This is a genomic window from Parabacteroides goldsteinii (assembly GCF_020091425.1).
In the GTDB taxonomy this organism is placed as follows: domain Bacteria; phylum Bacteroidota; class Bacteroidia; order Bacteroidales; family Tannerellaceae; genus Parabacteroides; species Parabacteroides goldsteinii.
Genome location: NZ_CP081906.1, coordinates 972,275 through 994,613, shown reverse-complemented (window position 1 = coordinate 994,613; position 22,339 = coordinate 972,275). Strand labels below are relative to the sequence as shown.

The 22,339-nt window shown below is 40.7% G+C and carries 29 protein-coding genes and 1 pseudogene; 11 read left to right on the top strand and 19 right to left on the bottom strand.

What is annotated here, in order from left to right:
- Positions 1 to 24: 24 nt before the first annotated feature.
- On the bottom strand, positions 25 to 1,026 hold the full coding sequence (locus K6V26_RS05030) for a peptidase (RefSeq protein WP_224264760.1): 1,002 nt from the start codon (positions 1,024 to 1,026) through the stop codon (positions 25 to 27).
- Positions 1,027 to 1,201: 175 nt separating this feature from the next.
- Between K6V26_RS05030 and K6V26_RS05025 the strand changes: the two genes are divergently transcribed.
- The 6 genes from K6V26_RS05025 to K6V26_RS05000 all read left to right on the top strand — a co-directional run bounded on the left by K6V26_RS05025 (position 1,202) and on the right by K6V26_RS05000 (position 7,507).
- Complete coding sequence (locus tag K6V26_RS05025) at positions 1,202 to 1,651, top strand: DDE transposase family protein (RefSeq protein WP_224264759.1); 450 nt, start codon at positions 1,202 to 1,204, stop codon at positions 1,649 to 1,651.
- Entirely contained in the window at positions 1,648 to 3,264 is a 1,617-nt protein-coding gene (locus K6V26_RS05020) for a hypothetical protein (protein WP_224264758.1), read from the top strand. Before K6V26_RS05025 ends, K6V26_RS05020 begins: the two co-directional genes overlap by 4 nt.
- A 16-nt stretch (positions 3,265 to 3,280) precedes the next feature.
- A complete protein-coding gene (locus tag K6V26_RS05015) occupies positions 3,281 to 3,709 on the top strand; it encodes a phage protein Gp36 family protein (RefSeq protein ID WP_224264757.1) in 429 nt (142 codons plus the stop codon).
- A 60-nt stretch (positions 3,710 to 3,769) separates the two neighbouring features.
- Positions 3,770 to 6,358, top strand: a complete 2,589-nt coding sequence (locus K6V26_RS05010; RefSeq protein ID WP_224264756.1) for a phage portal protein family protein — start codon at positions 3,770 to 3,772, stop codon at positions 6,356 to 6,358.
- Positions 6,359 to 6,586: 228 nt separating this feature from the next.
- Complete coding sequence (locus K6V26_RS05005; RefSeq protein WP_224264755.1) at positions 6,587 to 7,060, top strand: phage virion morphogenesis protein; 474 nt, start codon at positions 6,587 to 6,589, stop codon at positions 7,058 to 7,060.
- A 6-nt stretch (positions 7,061 to 7,066) separates the two neighbouring features.
- Positions 7,067 to 7,507: a hypothetical protein gene (locus K6V26_RS05000; protein ID WP_224264754.1), complete on the top strand. Its 441-nt coding sequence runs from the start codon at positions 7,067 to 7,069 to the stop codon at positions 7,505 to 7,507.
- Positions 7,508 to 7,532: 25 nt separating this feature from the next.
- On the opposite strand, the gene K6V26_RS04995 is transcribed toward K6V26_RS05000, so the two are convergent.
- The 16 genes from K6V26_RS04995 to K6V26_RS04920 all read right to left on the bottom strand — a co-directional run bounded on the left by K6V26_RS04995 (position 7,533) and on the right by K6V26_RS04920 (position 16,792).
- Complete coding sequence (locus tag K6V26_RS04995; protein WP_394373132.1) at positions 7,533 to 7,892, bottom strand: hypothetical protein; 360 nt, start codon at positions 7,890 to 7,892, stop codon at positions 7,533 to 7,535.
- Between the two features lie 521 nt (positions 7,893 to 8,413).
- Positions 8,414 to 8,743 (bottom strand): hypothetical protein, encoded by a 330-nt coding sequence (locus K6V26_RS04990; RefSeq protein ID WP_224264753.1) that lies wholly within the window; start codon positions 8,741 to 8,743, stop codon positions 8,414 to 8,416.
- A gap of 5 nt (positions 8,744 to 8,748) precedes the next feature.
- A complete protein-coding gene (locus K6V26_RS04985; RefSeq protein ID WP_224264752.1) occupies positions 8,749 to 9,084 on the bottom strand; it encodes a hypothetical protein in 336 nt (111 codons plus the stop codon).
- Positions 9,050 to 9,763 (bottom strand): hypothetical protein, encoded by a 714-nt coding sequence (locus tag K6V26_RS04980; protein WP_224264751.1) that lies wholly within the window; start codon positions 9,761 to 9,763, stop codon positions 9,050 to 9,052. Before K6V26_RS04980 ends, K6V26_RS04985 begins: the two co-directional genes overlap by 35 nt.
- On the bottom strand, positions 9,753 to 9,980 hold the full coding sequence (locus K6V26_RS04975; protein ID WP_224264750.1) for a hypothetical protein: 228 nt from the start codon (positions 9,978 to 9,980) through the stop codon (positions 9,753 to 9,755). Before K6V26_RS04975 ends, K6V26_RS04980 begins: the two co-directional genes overlap by 11 nt.
- Positions 9,981 to 10,135: 155 nt before the next feature.
- The gene (locus tag K6V26_RS04970; RefSeq protein WP_224264749.1) at positions 10,136 to 10,609 is read right to left on the bottom strand and encodes a DUF4494 domain-containing protein; all 474 of its coding nucleotides are present in this window, start codon (positions 10,607 to 10,609) and stop codon (positions 10,136 to 10,138) included.
- Between the two features lie 3 nt (positions 10,610 to 10,612).
- Positions 10,613 to 11,017, bottom strand: coding sequence for an ASCH domain-containing protein (locus tag K6V26_RS04965; RefSeq protein WP_224264748.1), 405 nt, complete (start codon positions 11,015 to 11,017; stop codon positions 10,613 to 10,615).
- A gap of 105 nt (positions 11,018 to 11,122) precedes the next feature.
- Positions 11,123 to 11,284 carry a hypothetical protein gene (locus K6V26_RS04960; RefSeq protein WP_224264747.1) on the bottom strand — a complete coding sequence of 54 codons (162 nt, stop codon included), beginning with the start codon at positions 11,282 to 11,284 and terminating at the stop codon, positions 11,123 to 11,125.
- The gene (locus tag K6V26_RS04955) at positions 11,281 to 11,805 is read right to left on the bottom strand and encodes a host-nuclease inhibitor Gam family protein (protein WP_224264746.1); all 525 of its coding nucleotides are present in this window, start codon (positions 11,803 to 11,805) and stop codon (positions 11,281 to 11,283) included. The genes K6V26_RS04960 and K6V26_RS04955 overlap by 4 nt, the downstream gene beginning before the upstream one ends.
- A gap of 18 nt (positions 11,806 to 11,823) precedes the next feature.
- Positions 11,824 to 12,027, bottom strand: coding sequence for a hypothetical protein (locus K6V26_RS04950; protein ID WP_224264745.1), 204 nt, complete (start codon positions 12,025 to 12,027; stop codon positions 11,824 to 11,826).
- A gap of 2 nt (positions 12,028 to 12,029) precedes the next feature.
- Positions 12,030 to 12,608, bottom strand: a complete 579-nt coding sequence (locus tag K6V26_RS04945; RefSeq protein WP_224264744.1) for a hypothetical protein — start codon at positions 12,606 to 12,608, stop codon at positions 12,030 to 12,032.
- Complete coding sequence (locus K6V26_RS04940; RefSeq protein WP_224264743.1) at positions 12,571 to 13,218, bottom strand: P-loop NTPase family protein; 648 nt, start codon at positions 13,216 to 13,218, stop codon at positions 12,571 to 12,573. Before K6V26_RS04940 ends, K6V26_RS04945 begins: the two co-directional genes overlap by 38 nt.
- A 3-nt stretch (positions 13,219 to 13,221) precedes the next feature.
- Complete coding sequence (locus K6V26_RS04935; RefSeq protein WP_224264742.1) at positions 13,222 to 14,121, bottom strand: ATP-binding protein; 900 nt, start codon at positions 14,119 to 14,121, stop codon at positions 13,222 to 13,224.
- Positions 14,122 to 14,141: 20 nt separating this feature from the next.
- Positions 14,142 to 16,202, bottom strand: coding sequence for a hypothetical protein (locus tag K6V26_RS04930; protein ID WP_224264741.1), 2,061 nt, complete (start codon positions 16,200 to 16,202; stop codon positions 14,142 to 14,144).
- A gap of 132 nt (positions 16,203 to 16,334) precedes the next feature.
- The gene (locus K6V26_RS04925; RefSeq protein WP_224264740.1) at positions 16,335 to 16,556 is read right to left on the bottom strand and encodes a hypothetical protein; all 222 of its coding nucleotides are present in this window, start codon (positions 16,554 to 16,556) and stop codon (positions 16,335 to 16,337) included.
- An 11-nt stretch (positions 16,557 to 16,567) separates the two neighbouring features.
- A complete protein-coding gene (locus K6V26_RS04920) occupies positions 16,568 to 16,792 on the bottom strand; it encodes a hypothetical protein (protein WP_224264739.1) in 225 nt (74 codons plus the stop codon).
- A 144-nt stretch (positions 16,793 to 16,936) separates the two neighbouring features.
- On the opposite strand from K6V26_RS04920, the gene K6V26_RS04915 reads away from it, so the two are divergent.
- Together K6V26_RS04915 and K6V26_RS04910 are read left to right on the top strand one after the other, a co-directional pair.
- Entirely contained in the window at positions 16,937 to 17,434 is a 498-nt protein-coding gene (locus K6V26_RS04915) for an XRE family transcriptional regulator (protein ID WP_224264738.1), read from the top strand.
- A gap of 50 nt (positions 17,435 to 17,484) precedes the next feature.
- Entirely contained in the window at positions 17,485 to 17,901 is a 417-nt protein-coding gene (locus K6V26_RS04910) for a hypothetical protein (RefSeq protein WP_224264737.1), read from the top strand.
- A 38-nt stretch (positions 17,902 to 17,939) separates the two neighbouring features.
- Here K6V26_RS04910 and K6V26_RS04905 read toward each other — a convergent pair whose 3' ends face one another.
- Positions 17,940 to 18,140: a hypothetical protein gene (locus tag K6V26_RS04905; RefSeq protein ID WP_224264736.1), complete on the bottom strand. Its 201-nt coding sequence runs from the start codon at positions 18,138 to 18,140 to the stop codon at positions 17,940 to 17,942.
- A gap of 662 nt (positions 18,141 to 18,802) precedes the next feature.
- Here K6V26_RS04905 and K6V26_RS04900 point away from each other — a divergent pair.
- Positions 18,803 to 19,402: pseudogene (locus K6V26_RS04900) on the top strand (hypothetical protein); the annotation flags it as partial.
- 172 nt (positions 19,403 to 19,574) lie between these two features.
- Here the strand turns inward: K6V26_RS04900 and K6V26_RS04895 are convergent.
- Positions 19,575 to 20,825 (bottom strand): hypothetical protein, encoded by a 1,251-nt coding sequence (locus tag K6V26_RS04895; protein WP_048318006.1) that lies wholly within the window; start codon positions 20,823 to 20,825, stop codon positions 19,575 to 19,577.
- Between the two features lie 213 nt (positions 20,826 to 21,038).
- On the opposite strand from K6V26_RS04895, the gene K6V26_RS04890 reads away from it, so the two are divergent.
- Both K6V26_RS04890 and K6V26_RS04885 read left to right on the top strand, forming a co-directional pair.
- A complete protein-coding gene (locus K6V26_RS04890; protein WP_048318004.1) occupies positions 21,039 to 21,275 on the top strand; it encodes an NVEALA domain-containing protein in 237 nt (78 codons plus the stop codon).
- Positions 21,276 to 21,278: 3 nt separating this feature from the next.
- Positions 21,279 to 22,337 (top strand): BF3164 family lipoprotein, encoded by a 1,059-nt coding sequence (locus K6V26_RS04885; protein WP_048318003.1) that lies wholly within the window; start codon positions 21,279 to 21,281, stop codon positions 22,335 to 22,337.
- Positions 22,338 to 22,339: the final 2 nt, after the last annotated feature.

Genomic DNA, 22,339 nt, shown 5'->3' with positions numbered 1-22,339 from the left:
CTTTACTTTATTAATAGTTGATAATTAAGCCGGATATTTACCGTAAGCCTCGTAAAATTTCTTTTTGTAGAGGTCACTGTCTTTCTTCAAATCCTTTAGGCGATCTGCCTTAACGATCTGATCGAACGACATATCAGAGAGTTCGATTTTACCAGTATTGGAAGTACCGGTCTGTATCTGAGGTGCAATCGGTTTGTGGGCTGGAATAGCCGCCAGTTGCGCCTTGGCAACATCAAAATCGGCATCAAACATTTTCAGCCAGCTTTCCTTCCCCTGAGCGTTCAGGCGGCAATCTTTGATAGCAGCATCGACCAGTTGGATCGCAGTATTTTTGCGTGTCTCTTTTTCTTTGCCATCATAGAGCTCTACCTTTGCTTTCAAAGATGCGTTTTCCGTTTTGAGTGTACCATTTTCCGTATGGAGGTTGTCACGCATCTGGATGATCTTTTTCACTTCTTCTGCCTGGGCCTGTTCGCTGGCACTGTCAGACAGGTTCAATAATCCTGTTAGAATACTCATTTTATTATTTGATTTTATAGGTGATACACCGTTTCCGGTGTCGAATAATTTGATCAGTACATTTTTATCGTCAAGGTCAATAAGTTTATTATCCTTATCATATAAGGCCAGGGCATTATGATTACTACCGATCGTACAGATGGAAGCCTCGCGGGCAGTCCAGGTAACAAAAGTTGGATACGTTTGTCCCGGTAACATTAATGCCGGATCGTTGGAGGTCTCCCCCGGCCATGCTCCAATACTGGCAGCTTTTAAAAAACCTCTGTCTACTTTACCTTTTATAGCCAAAGCATTTTCGTCTTCCTCATCAAATACCGCATCGGCCAAAACCTTGGTTCCTTCTACACGGATATTCTCCCAGCGGCCGATCGGAAGTTCCCAATCATTATGATTAAGAAGCATAACCGGATTATTTTCGAATACCGAAAAGTCCCCTCCTGATGTCAGCATCCGAAAGCCTTTTGTGTTGACTGTTTCGTCGTGTAATATGAATGTGAATTTTGTCATTTTTCGCCTGTTTGTTACCCCAAAGTTGCAGGCTAAAAATGAGGTAAAAAAATCAGTTTGTAATGGTTGCACTCGTTATGTAATTTGATGGTACACTACTGTATAACAATACAATACGATTATTTTAAGAAATGAATAGCGCGTACTTTTGAGGTGTAAAACTCAAACGATTGATATGGCAAAAGAGTTATCGAACAAGCAAAAAAAAGACTGGGCTAAAATGCTTTTTGTCAAGGAGCATCTTACGCAAAAAGAAATAGCCGAACGGGTAGGGATCAGCACGGTTACAATGACTAAATGGGTAAAAGTTGAAAAGTGGGAAGTTTTGAAAACCTCTTTATCGGTAACCCGTGAGGAACAACTAGCAAACTTCTATCGACAGATAGCTGAAATAAATAACAATATAGCAAACAGGGAGCCTGGATTGCGTTATGCCAGTGCCGAAGAAGCTAATATGATCAATAAACTTGCTACAGCCATCGAAAAGATGGAAAAGGAAACAGGTATATCAGATATTATCAGTGTATCAAAAGACTTGCTGGATTGGCTTCGGAAAACTGACATCGACAAGGCAAAAGAACTGAGTAATTATTTTGACGCATATATAAAAGACCGGCTCAAATGAAAACTCTTAAAGCAGTAGATAAACAAGCCATCGAAGACTGGGAAGGCTATCTGAAAGCACTCCAAAAAGATACGGCAGTAGATTTCGATATGCCCTATGAGGAAAGGCAAAAGAAACTGACTTATCTGGAAGATCATCCATTACTTTGGATCAAAGAGATGTTCCCGAACTATGCTAAATATGAATTTGCATCTTTCCACAAAAAAGCCATAAAACGACTGATATACAGTCCTAAAAACTGGTACGAAGTTTTATCTTGGGCGCGAGAGTTGGCGAAAAGTACGATCGTTATGTTCGTTGTGCTGTTCTTGGTCCTGACTGGCAAAAAACGCAATATTGTCCTGTGTTCCAACAGCAGTGACAACGCCATCAAACTGTTGAATCACTATCGTGCCCAGTTGGAAGCTAACCAACGCATACAGTTTTATTATGGTGATCAAAAAGGATTCAAATGGACGGAAGATAATTTTATCACAAAAGGCGGAGTCTCCTTTATGGCGGTGGGTGCCCGGCAAAGTCCGCGTGGGGTGAAGATAGAAGAAGTCCGTCCGGATACGATCCTGGTAGACGACTATGATACTGATGAAGAATGCCGCAATCCTGACATTATTAATGATAAGTGGAATTGGTTTGAACAGGCGCTTTATTTTACCCGTTCCTTTTCAGAACCTCTGTTAACGATCTTTTGTGGCAATCTTATTGCAAAGGATTGTTGTGTCGCTCGTGCCGGGAAAAAGGCACTAGAGTTATCCAAGCGAGAAAGGCCAATTGGAAACTGGGACATTATCAATCTTCGTATGGTGGATATCAACCATCCTGATCCGAAAAATGACTTTGCCTATGGAACATCTGTTTGGCCGGAAAAGAATGACGAAGAAACAATTGATGATGTACTGGCTCAAGTCAGTGCCGCCAGTGCTCAAAAGGAATGCTTTAATAATCCTGTCGTAGAAGGTTTATATTTTAAAGAAATTAAATGGGGAGCGATTCCCCCGCTACACAAATTTCCGTTCTTGGTCAGTTATGGAGACCCTGCGCCCTCCAATAAAGTCACGAACAAAAAAGGCGTTAAAAAACTGGGATCGTACAAAGCAAACTTCCTGATGGGCGTATTAGATGGTAATCTGTATGTTATCACCGGTTATTTGGATCACGTAAAAAATGAAGAGTTTGTAAACTGGTATTACTACCAACGCGATTATGTAAAAGACAAAACGCAGGTGTATAACTCCATTGAAAACAACAAACTACAGGACCCGTTTTATGAGCAGGTTTTCGTCCCCCTGTTCCAACAGAAATGGCAGGAAACCGGCTATATCATACCGATCTCTCCCGACTTACGCAATAAGCCGGATAAATTTGCCCGTATTGAGGGCAACCTGGAACCGTTGAACCGCGCCGGGCGCATGATCCTGAATATTGCCGAAAAAGACAATCCGAATATGACGCGCCTGGAAGAGCAATTTCTATTGTTTGATGACGGCCTACCTGCACCGGCTGACGGCCCTGACGCAATCGAAGGTGGCTTTTTTATCTGTCAACAAAAGATGGTGGCTGTTAAAACCGATAGCTATTCAGTCGGTACCCGGCATAGAAACAATAAAAGAATGTAACAAAACATATTATATTATGGCATACATCACAATAGAAGAACTGCATACTCATCTCCATGATGAATATGTTGAAACAATCACCAGGGGGGACGAAACGATCGCCCAGGCAGCTATTGACGCCGCCATTGCCGAGGCTCGCGGTTATCTAACCCGTTTTGATACGGATAAGATATTCCAGGCATCAGGATCACGTCGAAACCAGTTACTACTCATCTTTGTAAAAGATATTGCAGTCTGGCATCTGATCAACCTATGCAATGCCGGTACTGAATTGGAACTTCGGGAAAAGCGATATGACCGGGCTGTAGACTGGTTAACGGCTGTACAAAAAGGAAACGTTTCTCCTGATCTTCCCGGACGGGAACCTGATGCCGGGAAGCCAGACAATGATCCGATCGGTACCATAGCCTATGGTAGCAATCCCAAACGAATACAACACTATTGAGGAAGCGTTTAAACAGTGTTTAAACGGCCTTTCAATTTCACCTAAACAGTATTATGTATCATGGCAAAGAATAAAACAAAAATACCAGTAAAGTCCTCAAATAAAACGGATAAAAAACAACCTCCGTTAGTACATACTGAGATACTTGTACGCCCCATGCACCGAGGCGTTAACGATATTGGGACCTGGCGCGGTGCACTTCGTGTGGCTGATTTGGGTAACCGAACGAAGTTATATGACCTATATACCGATCTGTTAATAGATGGCTATTTGTCTGACGCCATTGATAAGCGCATCGATGCCGTTACCGACGCTGATCTTTCGTTTACCATCAAAGGGAAACAGGTGGATGCCATCACCGACCTGATGGATACACCTGAGTTCGAAAACCTCCTCCGGGAAATAATGCTATCCCGCTTCTGGGGTGTTAGTCTTACAGAATGCTACTTTACGGATGGTTTTAATTTTAAATCCATCCCCCGCAAACATATCCGGGTAAAAACAAAAGAAATAGCCCTGCGGGAAGAGGACGAACACGGAGAAGACTATTCAAGTAAAGATTGGATCATCCAGTTCGGTTCAGACGACGACTTCGGTATTTTACTCCGGGCTGCCCCCTATGTCATCTATAAACGTGGTGGATTCGGAGACTGGGCGCAATTCGTAGAATTGTTCGGTATGCCTCAGAGAATTGGTAAATACAGTTCTATGGACGAACAAAGCCGCCGGGCACTTATTCAGGCATTCGAGGAAGCCGGATCAGCACCCTATTTGGTTATCCCCAAAGAAACGGAAGCTACCCAGACAACCCTTAGCAGTTCCGGCAATGGCGCTCTTTATAATGACTTCCGTAATGCCTGTAATGAAGAAATACTGATCACTATTCTGGGACAAACTATGACCACGCAGGACGGTAGTTCACTCGCCCAGGGACAGGTACATCTAGCCGTACAGGAAAAGAAACATCGCAGTGACCGACGTTTTGTCGAACGAATGCTAAACAAATACCTTGTTCCACTCCTGGAAAACAGGGGGTATCCGGTGAAAGGTGGTAAATTCAAGTTCCTGGACAAAGCGCAGGAACTGACTGTTACAGACACAGTACAGTTATCAGGCATATTGCCTATACCGCAATCATTTTTGTATAATAAGTATAATATACCTATGCCGGAAGGAGATGAGCCTATTGCCGGGCACGAACCTGAACCGGAACAGATAACCATCCCGGAAGATGATGAGCAGGACAATCCGGAAGACGATCAAAAGAAAGATGCTCAGAAATTTAAAAAGAATGAAAAGAAGGAGATAAAGAACAAAGATCGTAACTGGTTTATCCGTTTATGGGATTTTTTCGCAAAAGCCCCGCAGGACGGGGCGATCATTGGAAATGCCCACATTCGGTTGAGTGACGATACCCTGGATAACAAGATCATCAATCAGGTTGTAGACCATGACGGAGACGCTTTGTTTAATCCGGAATTGTTTGATTTCTTTTCAGGAGAGTTTTTAAAGGCTATCCAGGCAGGAGGACGCCGTAAGGTGAAGCTGGCAGATACAGGTTTCGTTTATGGGGCACCAGATGACGCCTTTGTTACCGCAATGGAAATGAATGTATTCCATTTCTCAGCGGCAAAGACATTGGCAGAACTACAAGAACTGAACAATCTGTTCCGGGAGAGTAAAAATTTTGAGGACTTTTATAAGAAAGCAACGGAGACTACGGACGTATTCAATAAACAGTGGCAGAAAACAGAATATGAAACAGCCGTACTGACCGCAGAATCAGCCAGCAATTACAATCGGTTGGCACAAAATACAAAGCTATTTCCTTACTGGGAATATAAAACAGTCGGGGACGACCACGTTAGGCCGGAACATGCCGAACTGGATGGTCTGATCCTTCCGGCCAACGATCCCCGGTGGGATAAAATATTTCCTCCGAATGGCTGGAAATGCCGTTGTTATGTTGTACCACGTATGGCGCATGAAGTAGATGGTATAGACATACAAACTATGCAGGCCCGCTGTGACGCCTATTTTGATACAAAAGAATGGAAGATGAACCAGGCACAACATTGGGACGTGAACCGGGGTAAAACGGCGGAGGTATTTACCCGTAATCAAATGTATATTCAGAAGTTTCCGGAAAAGGCATCTAAGTTGGTCGGTGATCTTTATTACAATGACTACGGGCTGGACTCTTTTAGTAAACGTTTGGGGGCGGCTGATACTGATATTCCATTGTATACCGGGGATGCAAAGGACTGGTACCAGTCCCATCAGACTTTGAAAGATTACAAAGGTCGGGTAGTAACTTTACCGGAAAAGGTTTTCACAAAACATACATCTGGTAAATATACAGAGGTCAGGGTTCCATTGCTGGAAAGCCTGGCCGACGCCTTGCGTAATCCTGATGAGATTTGGATCAATGATTATATAAAAGGGAAAGAGTTCAGGAATATGAACTTTATAAAATATTATCGGGGAAAGGTGATCAATGTTGTATGTGACGTGACGGACAGTAAGGTTTACCAGGTGGCAACCTGGTTCGAAATAGAACAAAATCCAAAATTAAAGGAGGGAGGCAGGAAAAGCAGAAGGATTGATCCCAGATGGAGATACCGCAGAGGTCTACTTATAAAAAAATAGCGCAGAAATAAGTCTTTGCGTCCGTCCGCTTCTTATTAGATACGCTACACGTAGCGTTTCCGCTTCATCGGATTGGATAGCCAGTGTCTTACTTCTGCTTCGGGTTAACACGTTGCCCCGCTGTATGAAGCCCAGCCTTCATAATGCCCCCATCACCCGCGAGGGTAGCGATCGTCGATTCACCCCCGGTGCACCGTGCTTGGTTACAAATGTATAAAACTTTTTGATATGGATTTCAATGATTTGATTAATTATTTTACGTCTTTGCCGGATCAGGTACTGGATGACACATCTAAGATCGTTGCTGAAACAGCGACAGAGTACTATAAAGAGCGTTTTAAGGCAAAGGAATTTGATGGAAACCCCTGGGCCCCGACAAGGGCTCCTAGGGCAAACGGATCACTGTTGATAAATAGCGGTAACCTGCTTAACAGTATTCGTCCTGCTTATGTCGGGCATGACAAAGTAATCATTTCAGCCGGAAATGAAAAGGTTAATTATGCCCAGGTACATAACGAAGGATATACAGGTCCGGTTAATGTTCCCGCTCATATTCGCCATACAAAAAAATGGGGAGATGTGAATGTAAAAGATCATACACGAAATACAGACATACCCCAGCGTCAATTTATGGGACAATCTAATGAACTGGCTGATAAAATACATGCCCGACTACAAGGTTATATCAACACTTTAAAATAATGATTTATGAACAAAGAAATATTTATTGCTTTATGTGACCATCTTGAAAAAGAAGTTCCGGAAATACGCTGGATTGACGAAGATAGCGGTCAGTTAAATACACAGACGGAACGTCCGGCAGTCGATTTTCCATGCTGTTTGATAGATATTCAGTACCCGGATTGCAAAGATATGAGTGAGACGGAGCAGTTGATCAGAGCAACGATCACCCTTAAACTGGCTTTCCAGCCATCAGGCGATACAAACAACAAGGTTCCGGATGATGTTCGTTCAAAGGCATTACAACGTTTTTCCATCATAGAAAAGGTACAAAGTTGTATGCAGGGATGGACCGCTGACGAAATGATTTCTCCGGTAAGCCGTAAGAGTGCTAAAGGCATGAATACAGGTAAGATTAAACCTTATACGATCGTATATACAACAACATTTACAGAGCTACAGACATAAAAAAGGCGGATTGTCAGTCCGCCTTCTAATTTACTTCCCAGTTCCAGTTCGGGTATTCTTTTTTCAATTCCCGTAGGTCTTTTTTCTTATCATATAGTTCATCCAAATAGTCAGACAGATCAAGTATAGCATTACTGATCGTTCGTTCTTCGATAAAAAATTCTTGCTCCGAAAGAATAGACATTACGTCATCAAATCGGCGACGGCGGATTTCCGTCCAATAATAATACCGTGCTATCATCACTCTATTACGATCATTAACCCGCATTTTCCGTTTTGAAATACTTTCTTCTCCCGGTATAGCCGAGGCAGGTCTGGTCCTCCTTCTGCGCCTGGCAGGGGCAGATGTTTGTACATTCAGATCAAGTTCGTATTGCTCACTCATAATTTCAACCGTTATGACACAAATATAAAGGCGTAGGCAATAGCCTCCAAAAATTCAAATAAAAAAACCGGATAATATTTATTATCCGGTATATACTTTTTTTATCGAATAGCTGTGTTTCGTGAATTTATAATTACTTTTGCACTCCCCTGTTAAAGATTAATTCGAGAGGAAATCCAAAACCTGGTACTTTGTTAATCCAGGTTATTTACTAACCAAAAATCTTTACAGTTATGATAAAGACCATATTTAGACTAAAGGTGGTGTTTGTTCATGCGTATTTGAGAACTCGTTTTGGACGAGTAGAATATGTAAGACAGCACTATCGTTCATTGCCTAGTAGATAGAAGTCGTAATCTATCGCAAGGTGGTGGACGGGGCTGGAGGGGGGCGTTCTCATACTCTTTAGATATATAGTAATACGTTTTTCTTATGAATAAAGAGTAGATCATCAAGGGATTGAACAAAGAAAATTGTTCAATCCCTTTTTTATAAATCTTGATCTATTGAATTAGGAGTAATCAAACAAACCCTAATAGTTTTTTATATTTTTCCAGGACTTCAATTATTCGATCTTCATCAAGTTCATCTACACTTTTGCGAATACAAAACTCTCCATCGGAATCATCGTAAAATAACCCACGTATTTCTTTTATAAAATTCCAACAATCTTTACGTTCATTCATTGCCTTATATTGAATAAGATAAGCCGTTTTAATTTCTTGTTCCATTTCAGGGATGAGAAGACGGACAAGCTCATCATATTCTTGTTTATACAGATGAATGGAAACTCCATCTGTCATATCAATGTCAATACTTCGATCTGATAAATCATTGTTTCTTACCTTCATAACTTTTATTCAATTAGTTTTATACCATAATTCTGGCCTCTTTTAACAAATACCCACGTTCCACTGACAATACCATTTACTGCACAATTAATAACAGCGATAGAATCAATAAGAAAAACCTCATAATCATGTACCTTTGAAGTTAATCCTTCACCATATTTTTTTACGTCCTTCACCCGTCGAAGGTGCATTTTAGCGGAGGAACAACCACGTGAAAAACATCTGATTTTGAAAGTTTCTTTAAATGGCATATTTTCTCGTTCTTCATCGTGCCCCTCATAGCACCACCATACAGGGTGACCATTCTTATATGGTATCAGTAATTGTTTCTTTTCTTTCATGACTTTTTAATTTGAACATATACAAATCTAAACCCTTATTATCAACAATATAATAATCAGGCTGTACTAACTGTATCCAAGACTCCACAGACATTAAACGTTCGTCGCCATAAGAAGGAGCCTCATATTTTGAAGTAGGTACGTAGTGGGCCTGAAACAAGACGTTTTCGTTATCGTACGTTTGGACTATCTGCTGTATATCAGTATCCTGAAAATGTTCCAAAACGCCATGAGTCACAACAACTGTGTTTGGTTCATAATATTTTGGTAGTAATATATTTTCCCTGGCATAAAAACAAGGCTTATTTGCAAGGTAGGAACCCATAGATAACATTCTCGTATTTAACAGGCAGAGATCAAGCATATCATTATTTGTATCTGTGAAAACAACCTTGTCTATCTCGTCATAGCTTTCCGATTCCGACATACCGATAGATTTTAAAAGCAAAGGTTCTACTTTTGATATACACTTTGATACTGTACCTATACCACAACCTTCTTCTTTTAATACAATCGAAGTTATATCAGGTTCAGCAAACGATTTTATTTTCAGAATGATCTCTGTAATAAAGCGGTTGTATTTCTGAATAAATGCTTTATCATAATCTCTGTTACAAACCCTGTCTTTATAATATTCAGACCAAGTAATAGAATGAACTTCATTTTCTTTAGTTATCATAGTCCGGCCTCCATTTTATTTCGACATCAGCTTTTACTTTGCCTGTTCCATCGCAGTAATCGCATTGCTCTGTTTTCCACTCATTATGTCCGGTTTGTTCAGAGAAGGAACCTTTGCCATTACAAACAGGACAGGTATAGTTTCTAAAAGTCATATTCTCGCGGATTCTCTGATAATCAGGAGGTGTGACGTTAATAATGTGTTGTTGTTTGCTCATTTTTATTTTGTTTTAATGTTACATATTCGCTATTGACCCATACAAGGCCGCTCTGATCTTCAAAGGCAATTGTACGGTCTTTAAAATCGACCGAGACAACATCTGTATGGATTTCTCCGATGGCGATCCGTATACCGGACCGCCATTTTATTGCATCAAACTCCTGCCTTGTCATCAGTCTTCTCTTCTTCAGTTTCCTTCTCTGTCAAATAAGGAAAGACGTCCATGATCATCGTTTCTGTAACCGACACAATTCTGTAATCGGCCATTGTACCTTTCATCCCTTCTTCCAATACGGCAATAGCTTCTTTCAAAGTGCTTGCCTGGGCCATCATCTTAGCAGACGTTCTTTTCTCCGCTCCGCTTTTTTCGTCAAGCGTTATAAAATTGACTTTGACGATATAAAAACGATCACCGTTTTCGTTGAAGAACAACTCTGAAATACGTTTACGGCCTACATTTTTCACTGTAAACTCACCGGAGATAAACGGTCTGATATTTTCTATAATCCTGGCTTCGGCCTCTGTGAAAGACAAAGCATCTACCAAATAAGGTTCTGTTACTTTCTTTTGCATTCCGTTCTCCAGTACTTTTTCAAAGGAGACTTTACATTCAAACCAACTGTGCATAATTCAAAAATTTAATTTAGGTTCTTTACTTTCTTTCATATATTCCAATAGACAAAGGTCTATCAGTTGAGTATCCCAGTTCATGCCGGGGCGATTCTTGTACATTGTTCGGATTACCTGGCGGCAATCATCAGTATCCAGGCCTGTATCTAACTTAGCAGTAAACTGGTTTATCTCACTAAGATGAATACGCCGTATCTCTATGATCTTGGCGTTACCTTTCCAGACACCTTTCAAATAAATTTGTTTGATAGCCCCAACGCAGTACTTAACAGGGTTGTGCAACCTCATAGTAGTAAAGCTATTGCAGTTCAGTTTCCCGTTCCAATTTTGTGTAAATTCAATTCTTTCAGTCATTACTTTGTAGTATTTACCGATCTGTTGTTTGCATTTAAAGCAGTAGATCATGTGTTTACCGCTTTTGCGAACAACCCTGGATACCGAATACTAAAGCCACATGGACAAACATATATCCAGTACCCTGGGGTGAGAGTGACAGATTTGACTTTGATGTTAGACACATTCTGCATTTTGATTTAACTCGGATGCAAGTGCAAACATCTTAGCTACTTTTTTACGTTCCCAGGGGAATGCGGACTGTCCGTCCATCTTTGTCCCTTTTGGATCATACAGATAGTACTTAGCGCCTCGACGTTCAACACTGTATTGATTCATGACAAAGCCTCCTCTTTTTTCGGATCAACAAAAAATGTTTCCTGCTGATCCACATAGAAGCCGCATTTTTCAAATTTGGTAATGACTTCTTTATTCTCATCATCACGTGCAGCAGCAAGTAATAAATCCTTTGCAGGTTCTTCTTTTACTCTGACATAATCCGGAAGAAATTCTTTCAACAGATTTGTTACAGAGGCCCATGTGAAACCCTTCATTGTTTTAAGGGCCGGAGTTCCCATGCGGAAACCGAATATCCCGTGTGCTGTTTCAAGACTGCGTTTTTTGTTGAACAACTCTTTATTCTCCATAGCAAATGCCTGCATGATTTCCATAGCTTTACTTTTTGCATCTGCACATTCCTGTAAAAGAGGCTGATTCTTTTCGCGAATCTTGGTGATCTGTTCGTCCATACTGGCGGTCAACTTTTGCTCTCTCGCGTCTGCTGTTGCATACTCTGCGAATGCTGAATCAGCCTGTTCGCGTGTTACTCCGCTTAATACTGTTTTCTTTGCTCTTGCCATAACTGTTTGTTTTTGAAATTAATAATGATATATTTCGTTTCCTTTCATAATCTCTGTTTGTGAGGCCAGGTAATTGAGACGACTTATGTTTTCTTCCGTACACATTGACGGGAAATCAAACATCAGTTCCGCTAGTTCATCGTGCTCTGCTTCATATTTAGCAATCAGTTCCTCACGACTGAAGGCTACGGTATTATTATAGTTCCTATCTGTCCGTATCATACTTAGTTTTTAAATGCCTGGGATTGTTCTTTCCTCTGCTTTTTCTGGATATTGTCACAGTATGAGCAAACGGCTTTGAAGACATCCGGCATTTCCTTTACTGGAATAGCCGGCAAGATGCGTCCGCGGCTGATAGGTAAACTTTTGATGTGACGGTTAACATCTTCATAGCCGTTTATTGTACTCACTCCAATACGTGACAATTGTTTTAATATCTGATGACACCATTTGGTATGAATCGCCTTCTCATTTAGCGTTGTTTTCAACTGTTCCGGATCAGTACTGACATTAACCTGTCCTTTGAGGTCATCCAGTAATTCTTCATATTCTATGTCCGTCAGGCTGGAAAGGCTTACCCTTCTGCCATGACTGGAGCCGTGTTTACCGATCAGATAACTATCAATTACGCCTCCGGCAATATCGTCTTTTTCAGAGTCTCTATACCCGGTCAAGCATTTTAGATATCCATAAAACAGACCGGTATTCCGGCCTTTGAAGACGCGTTTTTTCTTTGGTTTTACTGTTTGTTTTGCAGACATGATATCATTCCTCCATATTTTGTTTAATAATTTTGTCTCCATGTATCAAGGCCGCTTTTTCCGGATCAATGATAATTGTTCCTCCTTTGCCGCCACGGGCTGTCACAGTAGCCGCGAGCCCTTCTACAAAAAAATATACCTTCGACAATTTCCGGCACATAACTCCAGGCGCTGTAGCCGGATCTTTCCCTTCCGCATGGGCAATAAAGATGAAAAGCGTATCAGGATATTGATCCATCAGTTCTTTTATAGCCAGGTCAGTCAGCTCATTTTTGTATACCGTAATATTGTCAATGAACACAATTTTCTCACACTTGCGGTTGTTGAGTACTTCTTCCTTCAGCTCCTCTATCGGCAAATATCCCAGATAATGTATATTCCGGTTTTCTGCTCTTATTCCAGCGCGTACACATGCCTGAGTAAACGTATCATAAGTGCCTTCCTCTCCACTGACATACAATACACTGTCTATTGTGGATAAGTAATTTGCCAACATCAGAGCCAATGAGGTTTTACCGTTTTTCTCATCTCCATAAATGAGCCAGCAACCTCTACGGGTCTGTTCCCCCAATACCTCCTCCCATATACCGGTTAATGGCATATATTTAAATACTTGGCTATACAGGTTGCTTGTCGACAATTTTCGAATCATAACTTACTGTAAAAGGATTAATAGACTTTCAGCACGACGAAGGCCGGTAGCTTCACCTTCCTGAATGTCCGTACTAAGACATTTATTCACAATTGTGGGTAATTTTGACTTATTGGTCATATTCACAGAAAGAACGTCCGTTATCAGTTGCCTGTAAAATGCAATACGCTCTTTTCCCCCGGTAGGAACTGCAGATGAAAACTTATCACTGAACCGGCTAAACAACTCCCGGTAACTACCTTTCTTACTGCGAATGCCTTTTTCAATCGTAGTACGAAGCCCGTCAGCCCCCATCAGGTACCAACCACAAATACCGTCTGTTGCGTTCCAGAATTCTTTCAGATCAACAAGGCTTTCATAATCCAAATCACCGGCTTCGTCAATTATCACAATCGGGTTCGAGATGGCCTTCAGGTAATATTTAATATTCTCTTTTGTCTCTGCGAATGTGCAGGAGCTATCGGCTCCCACACATTTGGCCAACGCGCGTGCGAATAATATTTTTGTCTTACACTGGCTTGCATCCACATAGAAACAATTTTTTAGGGTACGAGAAAGATACTTGGCAGAATATGTCTTACCGATGGCACATGCATCCACAAACACTTTTGATTTATGAAAAGCCTGACAGAACAATATTTCTTCTTCGATTATATTGAATACCTCTGTACGAACCATATTCCAACGGCGTTCTGTAGGAGACACGTCCAGTAGGCGTCCCAGGTTTAACCACTGCTCAGGTCTGATGACCTTTTCGCGCTCTCCTTTTTTGATACGACTATAAATGGAGGCATTTATACTATGCTTCTTTGCGAAGTTAGCATCTGAACCGTCATAGTTGTTACGGGCTGCAAATAGTGCCTCTGCTACTCTGTCTTTGAAATTTTCAGTAATCTCTAACATGGTATAATGTTTTTAATTTATTAAAATCTATCCGCCATTGAAGGCCGTTTATATCCTGTTTCAACGTTATTTAAAACGTCATTAAATTCTTTGAGCTCAACTTCTTCCAATACCTCTGCTTCCCTCGTTTCAGGTTCGTCATTGTAGACAGGCGTACTGATCCCGTCTATCCAGGTAATATTGAAGCCGTTGTTTAATGTGCGCTTACGATTGTCCACAATGAGCAGTTTTTCCATTTCGTTCTTATGCTGTTTGGCCCATCCACGGACAGTGTTTGCATACCGCTGAACGATTTCCATAGCTTCTGCCGCTTGAATGTCGCCTTTGGCTTCCAATGAGGAACGTTTGGCGATCGGTTTGGGTAACGCTTCGCAGATGCAACGACCATTCATATACACCAATGCTTTCAATACCTGACCATGGTGTCCGCGTAACCAATAGACATTCACATCTTTCCCTTCTATCAGTGAAAGGGTGTCCAGTAAAGGTTGTCCGGTAAATATTTTATCGTTATCACCCAAAAGGAACCACTGATTATTTAGCCGGATGTGCCCCACCTTGCAACTAGTTTGGGTATGCTCACCCAGTTCCGGGAGAAAGCCGCGCCAGTTGGTCGGTTTCAGGTCGGGATGTTGCTTTTCGCAGAATACCTCCCAGCGTGTTTTATCCGGATGTTTGCTGTGTGGGCTGTTATTCCATTCTATAATGTCCTCAATGCAGTTGCGAACCAATGTATCGTAAGGTATATATTCCGGTTTTTCTCCGTTCCGCTGGTAGGCTTCGTTCAACGCGAAAGGGCGGCCGATCCATCCGGAACGCTTCTTTTCATATTCGTATCGTAAGTTTCCAAAATAACGTTCAATACGTTTGCTTCGCGCGGAATTAGCCAATATCCTGACACGTGAGAACATGGCCCCTTCACGTAACAATGTATCTTTAAATGTGGCATTCAGGTTGCTTTCGCATTCTATCTCATAAGGCATGTATTTGCCCCATTCGGTCATGCATCTGGCTAGTTCTTTATAAAACTGCTCCATTAGCCAACGGTCTTTTTCTTTACCGTAAACAAAGGCTATGATACATTCGCTGCCCAGGTCAATTGCATTATAAAACCATAAGCGTTGCCCTTTCGCATACTCAAACGGCGGCTGGCGGTCATCAATACTGATGATACTCCCGGCGTATTCCGGTTGTTCCAGCGATGTCCATACATCAAATTTGGATAAATATTGCTGGCGATCTGCCGCACGCTTCATGTGCGTAGCAACTTTTTCCTTCCATGAGGCAAGGAAGGCGGTTACTGTCCGGGCACTGAGTTTGCCGTATTCCTTCGGATTATACACTTCACCTGTTTCCGGATTGATAACCTTTACATATCCATTCAGAAAGCCATCGTACAAACGGAAAACTTCTATCTGTGTCGGTTTTTCCTTATGAATATACATAGCATTCAAGAGGTTCATTATCTTTTCTGTTTTGCGGGAAGCATTATTGTTGTCATAACGGCTCAAAAGAGAAGAGTAACCCTCATTCTCAAACTTCTCTATCTTACGTTTCAAGGAGATGTGGTTTGTCGGAAGGTTATGTTCCGGCAGCTTCTTAATTCTACGGAATTCGTTAAAGGCATTAACGGCGTCAGAGATGTATTTATCTGTGTTTTTGACAGGACGTCCACGAGATACGCACTCCGAGTAGTGTGCTGAGCGTAATCGTATAGCTGCCATCAGTACACTTGCATCCAGGACGTATTCCCTTTGGCGTTCCACTTCCAATCCACCGCGTTTGCCGGGAGTGACACCGGAGAAATAGGTAACGGCTTCACTGTCTTCCCAGAAAAACTTATCCAGTATGCAATCCACTCTCCGGGGATCGCCCAGGATATCCCGCCATTCTTTAGGAAGCGTGTCGAAATTGATCAAGACGTCATTTCCTAAACCTTTACCTTGGCGAGCTCGACGGATGCCGTAAGGTTTCTTTGTTTCACGCCACAGTTTTTGTAGCAAAGCCTTTTCTGAAGGGAAAAAGTCCGGTATCAACTCTTCCTTCGTCACCACAATCATATTATTCCATTCGTGAGGCATATCGTTATAATTTTTTATTATCATTGTGCCCGGGGTGGAATCGAACCACCTGAAACCATTCCGGGACCACCCTCGTAACCGTGGGCCGCGTACCGCTAAAATCAATCCGTTTTATCTTGATTGTTTATCTTCCTATTCGCCTGTTAGTCTATCAAATAACCGGTTCACTTTATGCCAGTCCTCTTTAGTCACCCCGATGGCGGCAACGCACCATATTGCAACACAAACCAGCAACGCATATACTTGCCACGGAATCTCTATGCCATTCTCTAGGCACCATTCTATTGTCTGTATCCCGCCCAGGGTGAACATCATCATTACCGGAGCTATCAGGAGTATTATGAGAGCCTTCATAACTTAAATGATTAAAGATTAATAGCTTCTTTGTAAGGATTTTCTACTTTACGTTTAGTAATCTCATATATTTCTCCTCCATTATTAAGCGCATAAGCACGGAACATGCGGGCGGATGGGCTGTTCGTTATGTACTGTAAGGCTGACTGTACTGTTCTTTTTGTCACCTGATTGTCCTTGATGATCTTGTTAATCACCTCATCACTTACTTCAATAACTTTTCTTTTTTCTTCCATAATGCTATAATTCTTAATTGTGAATACTTATCTTTGAAGCCTCTTCCAATTGGAAGACTTTGCAAATATATACTCATTTGTGAATACAGGCAAGCTTTTTGGGTGCAAAATATTCACAAATGCGAATATTTAACAATTGATTGTATGATTAACGAAAGAATAAACAGGCTAATAAAAGAGATGAGCAATGGAAATAAGCGTTCATTCTCAATGAAGATAGGTGTTTCGGCAACCGTCATAGAAAATATTGTAGGGAAAAGAGGTAGTAAGCCTAGTTTTGATATTCTAGAGAAAATTATGTTTTCAATTGAGAATATAAATGCAGACTGGCTTCTAACTGGTCGTGGCTCCATGCTACGAGAAGAGCAGTATAGCAATCAGGCTTCATCATCGACATCAGTTGTAGATAATAGTGAAGCGGCTGTGTACTATAAAATGTATAAAGAAAGGGATGAAGAAAACAAAATGCTGATTGAGCAGATCGGACAGTTGAAAGAACGTCTTCGTATGCAGGAGGAAAAGATAATGGGGTTGCGGCAAGCAGGGGATACACCATCCCGAACGGACTCCACTGGATCAGCTCAGACCCGAAAAAAAGGTGCTGCGGGATCGGAAAGTGTCCAATTTGTGGAGCACCAATAGAGTGTATGGTTTGAATGACATACGGGCGAAAGCCATAACAACACATAGTTATGAAGAATATTGACATTTTAAAAGACTTCGTTAATACACAGTATAACGATATGCAGGGTGTTATTTCCATTGATGATCATGGAATTAATCCTTCGTTTTTGGGTTTGTGCAAAGCACACGGAATAGACACAAAGAAGTATTTTTTATTAGGGTTTGGGATTTCTGTCTATAATATTATAGCTCCGACATCAGAGAATGCTTCTGTTACATGCAAAGTACTTTTACTGGAGAAAGAAAAATATGGCTCCAACTTCGATGAAATTGAAGCCAATGTTAGAAGCGAAGAAACAACAGATGTTGTTGAAAAAACATTTTCTGTTACATACAAGGAGTTAGGAGAATACATTAAACGTCTTGACTTTATGGCTGTGACAGATATGTGTAAAAACATTTCAAAAATGAATATAATGGAATAATAAACAAGGCTGCCAGTACCTCATAAAAGAATGGCAGCCTATTGTTTTTTTATACCATCTATGATACATTCCAGCACATTGCTAATATCAGTAAGAACTGAAGCACGCATTTTATCCTCTAACTCATAAGCAGTCTTTGTTAATTCACCTAGCATGATAGAATATCGCTTTATGACCTGCTTCTTCCCCTGTTGATCAATCTGATTTTTCAGTACACCATCAATAATACTTTTTTCCATACTGTATACCTATTAAATTGTTATATATCCACCCAAATATACAACTTTATTACATGTAATGATCTGATTTAAAGGTTAAATATTTAATAATGAACGGATTAGGATGTTGTGAAATAAGAATTATATGTCTATAAGGGTATGCGAAACCGAGTAAATACACCAAAACACGCCCTTTTTTTGTCCACAAGGGGGTGTGAACAGCTACTATTTTGATAGGCATGTGTAGATGTAAGTGTAGTCCTAAGTGTAGATGTAAACCTTTAAAATACTTCTTTTCTCATCATTTGAAATGGCAAAGATGGAAGGTGCTTTTAAAACTTCAATTGATGTTTCAGGATGGTTTGAAACCTGTACAAGGGCAAAAGAAATGCCATAGGCAACCATTGTCCAAATCGGAATAAAAAGGCGCTGTAGTGGCTTGTTTGAGGCTTAATGCAATTATCTGGCTGATTTCTTATCTTCGATTAAAGAAGCGGGGCATAAATAAAACTTCAATTAAACTACCTCTCTATTTTCGCCGCTTTTTAGAGGGATTTATTAAACCAAAATTAAAGCAAATTAAAGTAGCCGTGTATGTTTGGTTATTTCTTTTATACTTGTAAGATGCTGTTTACCAGTTATATATAATCATTGTTATTTTATCTTTGGTTTAACCATTCATAAAAGTATATTCAATCAACATCGTTTATTTTGAATTAGGGCAAGGCAAAGACTATGTCTATCATGGTCGTACCAGCTTTAAAGGAATCCATTACAATGACATTCTTCAGTTGTCCGTACGCCAACGTGAACAGTTTGTACGACACGAAGCCGGAGATATTTTCCCTGAATATTACGTATTACGAGTAGACGGTTTTAACCAACAGGCGAAAACGCCTTTGGACGAATGGATTGCTTTCCTGAAAACCGGCGAGATCGATAAAAACAGTACGGTTCACGGTTTACAAGAAGCACGCGAACGATTGCGGATAGACCAGTTAGACGAGAAAGACAGACGACAATATTATGCAGATATGGAAGCTATACGTTATCAACGCAGTGTGATCAAAACCGGATGGATTGAAGGCCGGGCCGAAGGAGTAGCGGAAGGGAAAGCGGAAGGAATAGTTGAAGGGAGAGCAGAAGGGAGAGCTGAAGGGAAAGCTGAAGGGAAAGCAGAGCAACAACGACTTATAGCTATAAACCTGAAGCAGAACGGAGTCGACCCTCTCATTATTGCACGATCTACCGGCTTGTCGATAGAAGAAATAGAACAGCTCTAAAGACCTGACACGGCATAAAACATATTCCCGGGGAGGCTCTTCTCGCCGGGATTTTTATAGCAATACATACAAAATCCCAAATTGCCATTTTGATAGTGAATAGCGATTTTCAAAATCGCTTTGATACGTTAAAAAATATTACCCGGTAGGGTATTTTATTTTACCCGGTATATTAATCCGATTTACCCGGTTGGGTAGTGTCATTTTGATAGTTGGAGAAAACTATCTGATAACCGAAATCTCTCAGTACTTTGATTTGAATACAAGGAAACGGTTTCAGACACTTCTTTAAACGGTATATTGCCGTAGATACATTTTCCCGATCCGACTGATCTGCCCCATTTTTAATAGGTCGTGCCAAAACATTGACACAAATATCTTCGTAAGACAATTTATAATCCTCCGCATTAACAAAAGCCAAAAATAATCTCAACGGATTATTTTTCAAGCAAATATCCACCCCCTTATCATTACGTAATATTCCTTCTTTTTCAGCAAAGAAGAAACCATATGGCAAAGCAATCCAAACCTTTTTTTGCTCCGGTTTCAAAGGTATTATCTCATTTTGCAATGCGAATAATTCAGCCTGTTTTTGTTCAATCGACTCAGCTTGTTGTTTATTAACAAACTCTGTATTTTTAATCTTAACCTGTAACTCGGCCAATTCAGCCTGTTTTTGTTCGATTAACTCAGCTTGTTGTTTACTAATTAATTCAGTCTTTTGTTTTTGGGTTTGCAATTCAGTCAGTTTGATCTTTTGTTGTTCAATTAATTCGTAACTAGTCTGCCTTGATGTCCTTAATAATCTGATAATCTTTTCTATCTTCTTCTTTATATTCTCAAAATAAAATCCACAATAGCAAATCAATATAATGAAAAAAGAATAAGAAAGCACCCAAAACCACCCAATCTGCCCCAACACCGTCTGAACAGGAACATCCACATAAGCCTGAAGCGTTATGTTCCTTTCCTTATTTTCATCTATTCTGTAAACAATAGGTTTTAAAGAACTCGCTTTTTTATAAAACAGACTGTCGGTTGAAGAATTAATTACTTTCCCATTCCGTATACAGCGTATAGCTGTTTCTACTTCTATATGCTCTTTTTGTAGTATATCCCGAAAGAGGCTATCCAACAGATACCGACTCGAATCGTACTTAGTAAGATAATCTTGAACACACCAAGTATGTTTCTCTTCTCCAGGGATATCATTCGGAGAATTTTGAGGATCATAATGTCTTTTTTGTTTTCCGATTTGTTGCTCTTTTTCTTCTTGTACTACTTCTGTAAACAACATAAAAAGCTCAGAATGCAGTTTTTCTTCTTGATTCAGATAAACACTCACAAATCGGAATACCAATAAAATGATGATCCCAACACTAATCACTTCGCCTGTTCCTATTTTACATATTCGTCTTTTCATATCTATTTCTTAATATTTTTTCTAACAGAAATCTCACAATTACTAACAAATTCTCACAAGCATACTGTGTATCAATCTGTTTAAAAAAAGACTCAAGACAGGCTATTTTTTATTTAGCCATAATACACTATATTTGCGCTGCAAGCCATAAAGACCAACAGAAGTCTTTATGCAGGTAAAGATAATAAAAATCATAATTAAAATAATATCAACATGAAAAAAACTATTAAAACAGGACTTATCCTTTTATCATTATTCAGTGCATGGTATTTTGGGCACACTACATCGGATAAAAATCCAATGAACGAGTTAATGTTTAAAAACGTCGAAGCATTAGCTAATAATGAAAATGGTCAATCTGATAAAAACTATTCGTGTTTTGGTACAGGTGAAATAGACTGTTACGGTGACAAAGTCGATACAAAATACGAAGGATACAGTTTAGACTAACGTATGAAATCTCTCCCCTCCATATTATTAATAGGTATTAGTACCCTTGCCGCCTGTTCCGGAAATCAGCAACCCCCTTTCCCCCGGTACGCTGACTTTCCGGAAACAAAGGCGATCAAGGCACAGGTCGCAGACCTGGATACTGTCCTGCTCCGTTACCCATTCCGGGTAGCGGTCAGGGATAGTATTGCAGTGGTGATGGACCTGCACAATATGGATCATTTCCTGCATGCTTTTACCTATCCCGGATGGAAGCATCTCGCCTCCTTCGGCAAACGCGGGGAAGGACCGGAAGAAATGCTTTCTGCTGAAAATATCCAATTCAACTCCTTAGACTCTTTATGGGCGATCGACGCCAATAAGATGGAGATTACACGTTGGAAAATATCTCCTTCTACCCGCTCAGCGGAGCGCGTCGAAGAGATCAAGCTGGATAAGGAATTAGTACGTTCACTGGACTTTCATACGATGGAATCGGGGTTTTTCATTCCGGATTACATGGGAGAGTTCCGGTATTGGGAAGTCGACAGCAACGGTAAGCCGGTCAAAAGCATCGGAGAAATCCCAGGCGAAACGATCGATGAAAACACCGTTCGTCCGGCACTCGCTCAGGCATGGAGAAGTTTTATGGATTACAATCCCGACAACGGCATCCTGGCAATAGCTACCCAACTGGGAGAAGTATTTGAAATCTTCAATCTGAAAGATAACACTCATAAAGTCCTTTATGGTCCCGCAGGTGAACCGCAATACAAAACGGCAAAAGATGGCACAGGCGTTCCCACCGGAATTATGGGGTTTAGCGATATAAAGGTGACAAGCAAATACATCTACGCTGTTTTTCAGGGTATTAAGTTCGACGATAAAATTGCCGCTATCAAACAAGGGAAAGAACCTGAAAACGGAGCAAAGTATATCTATGTATTCGATCTGGAAGGTAATCCGGTACGTAGATACGAACTGGACCGGCGTATCAACAGTATAGATATCAACGAAGAAACAAATACGATCGTCGCCACCGAGGCGAAAAGTGACGATCCGATTATAGAATTTAAGATTTAGCA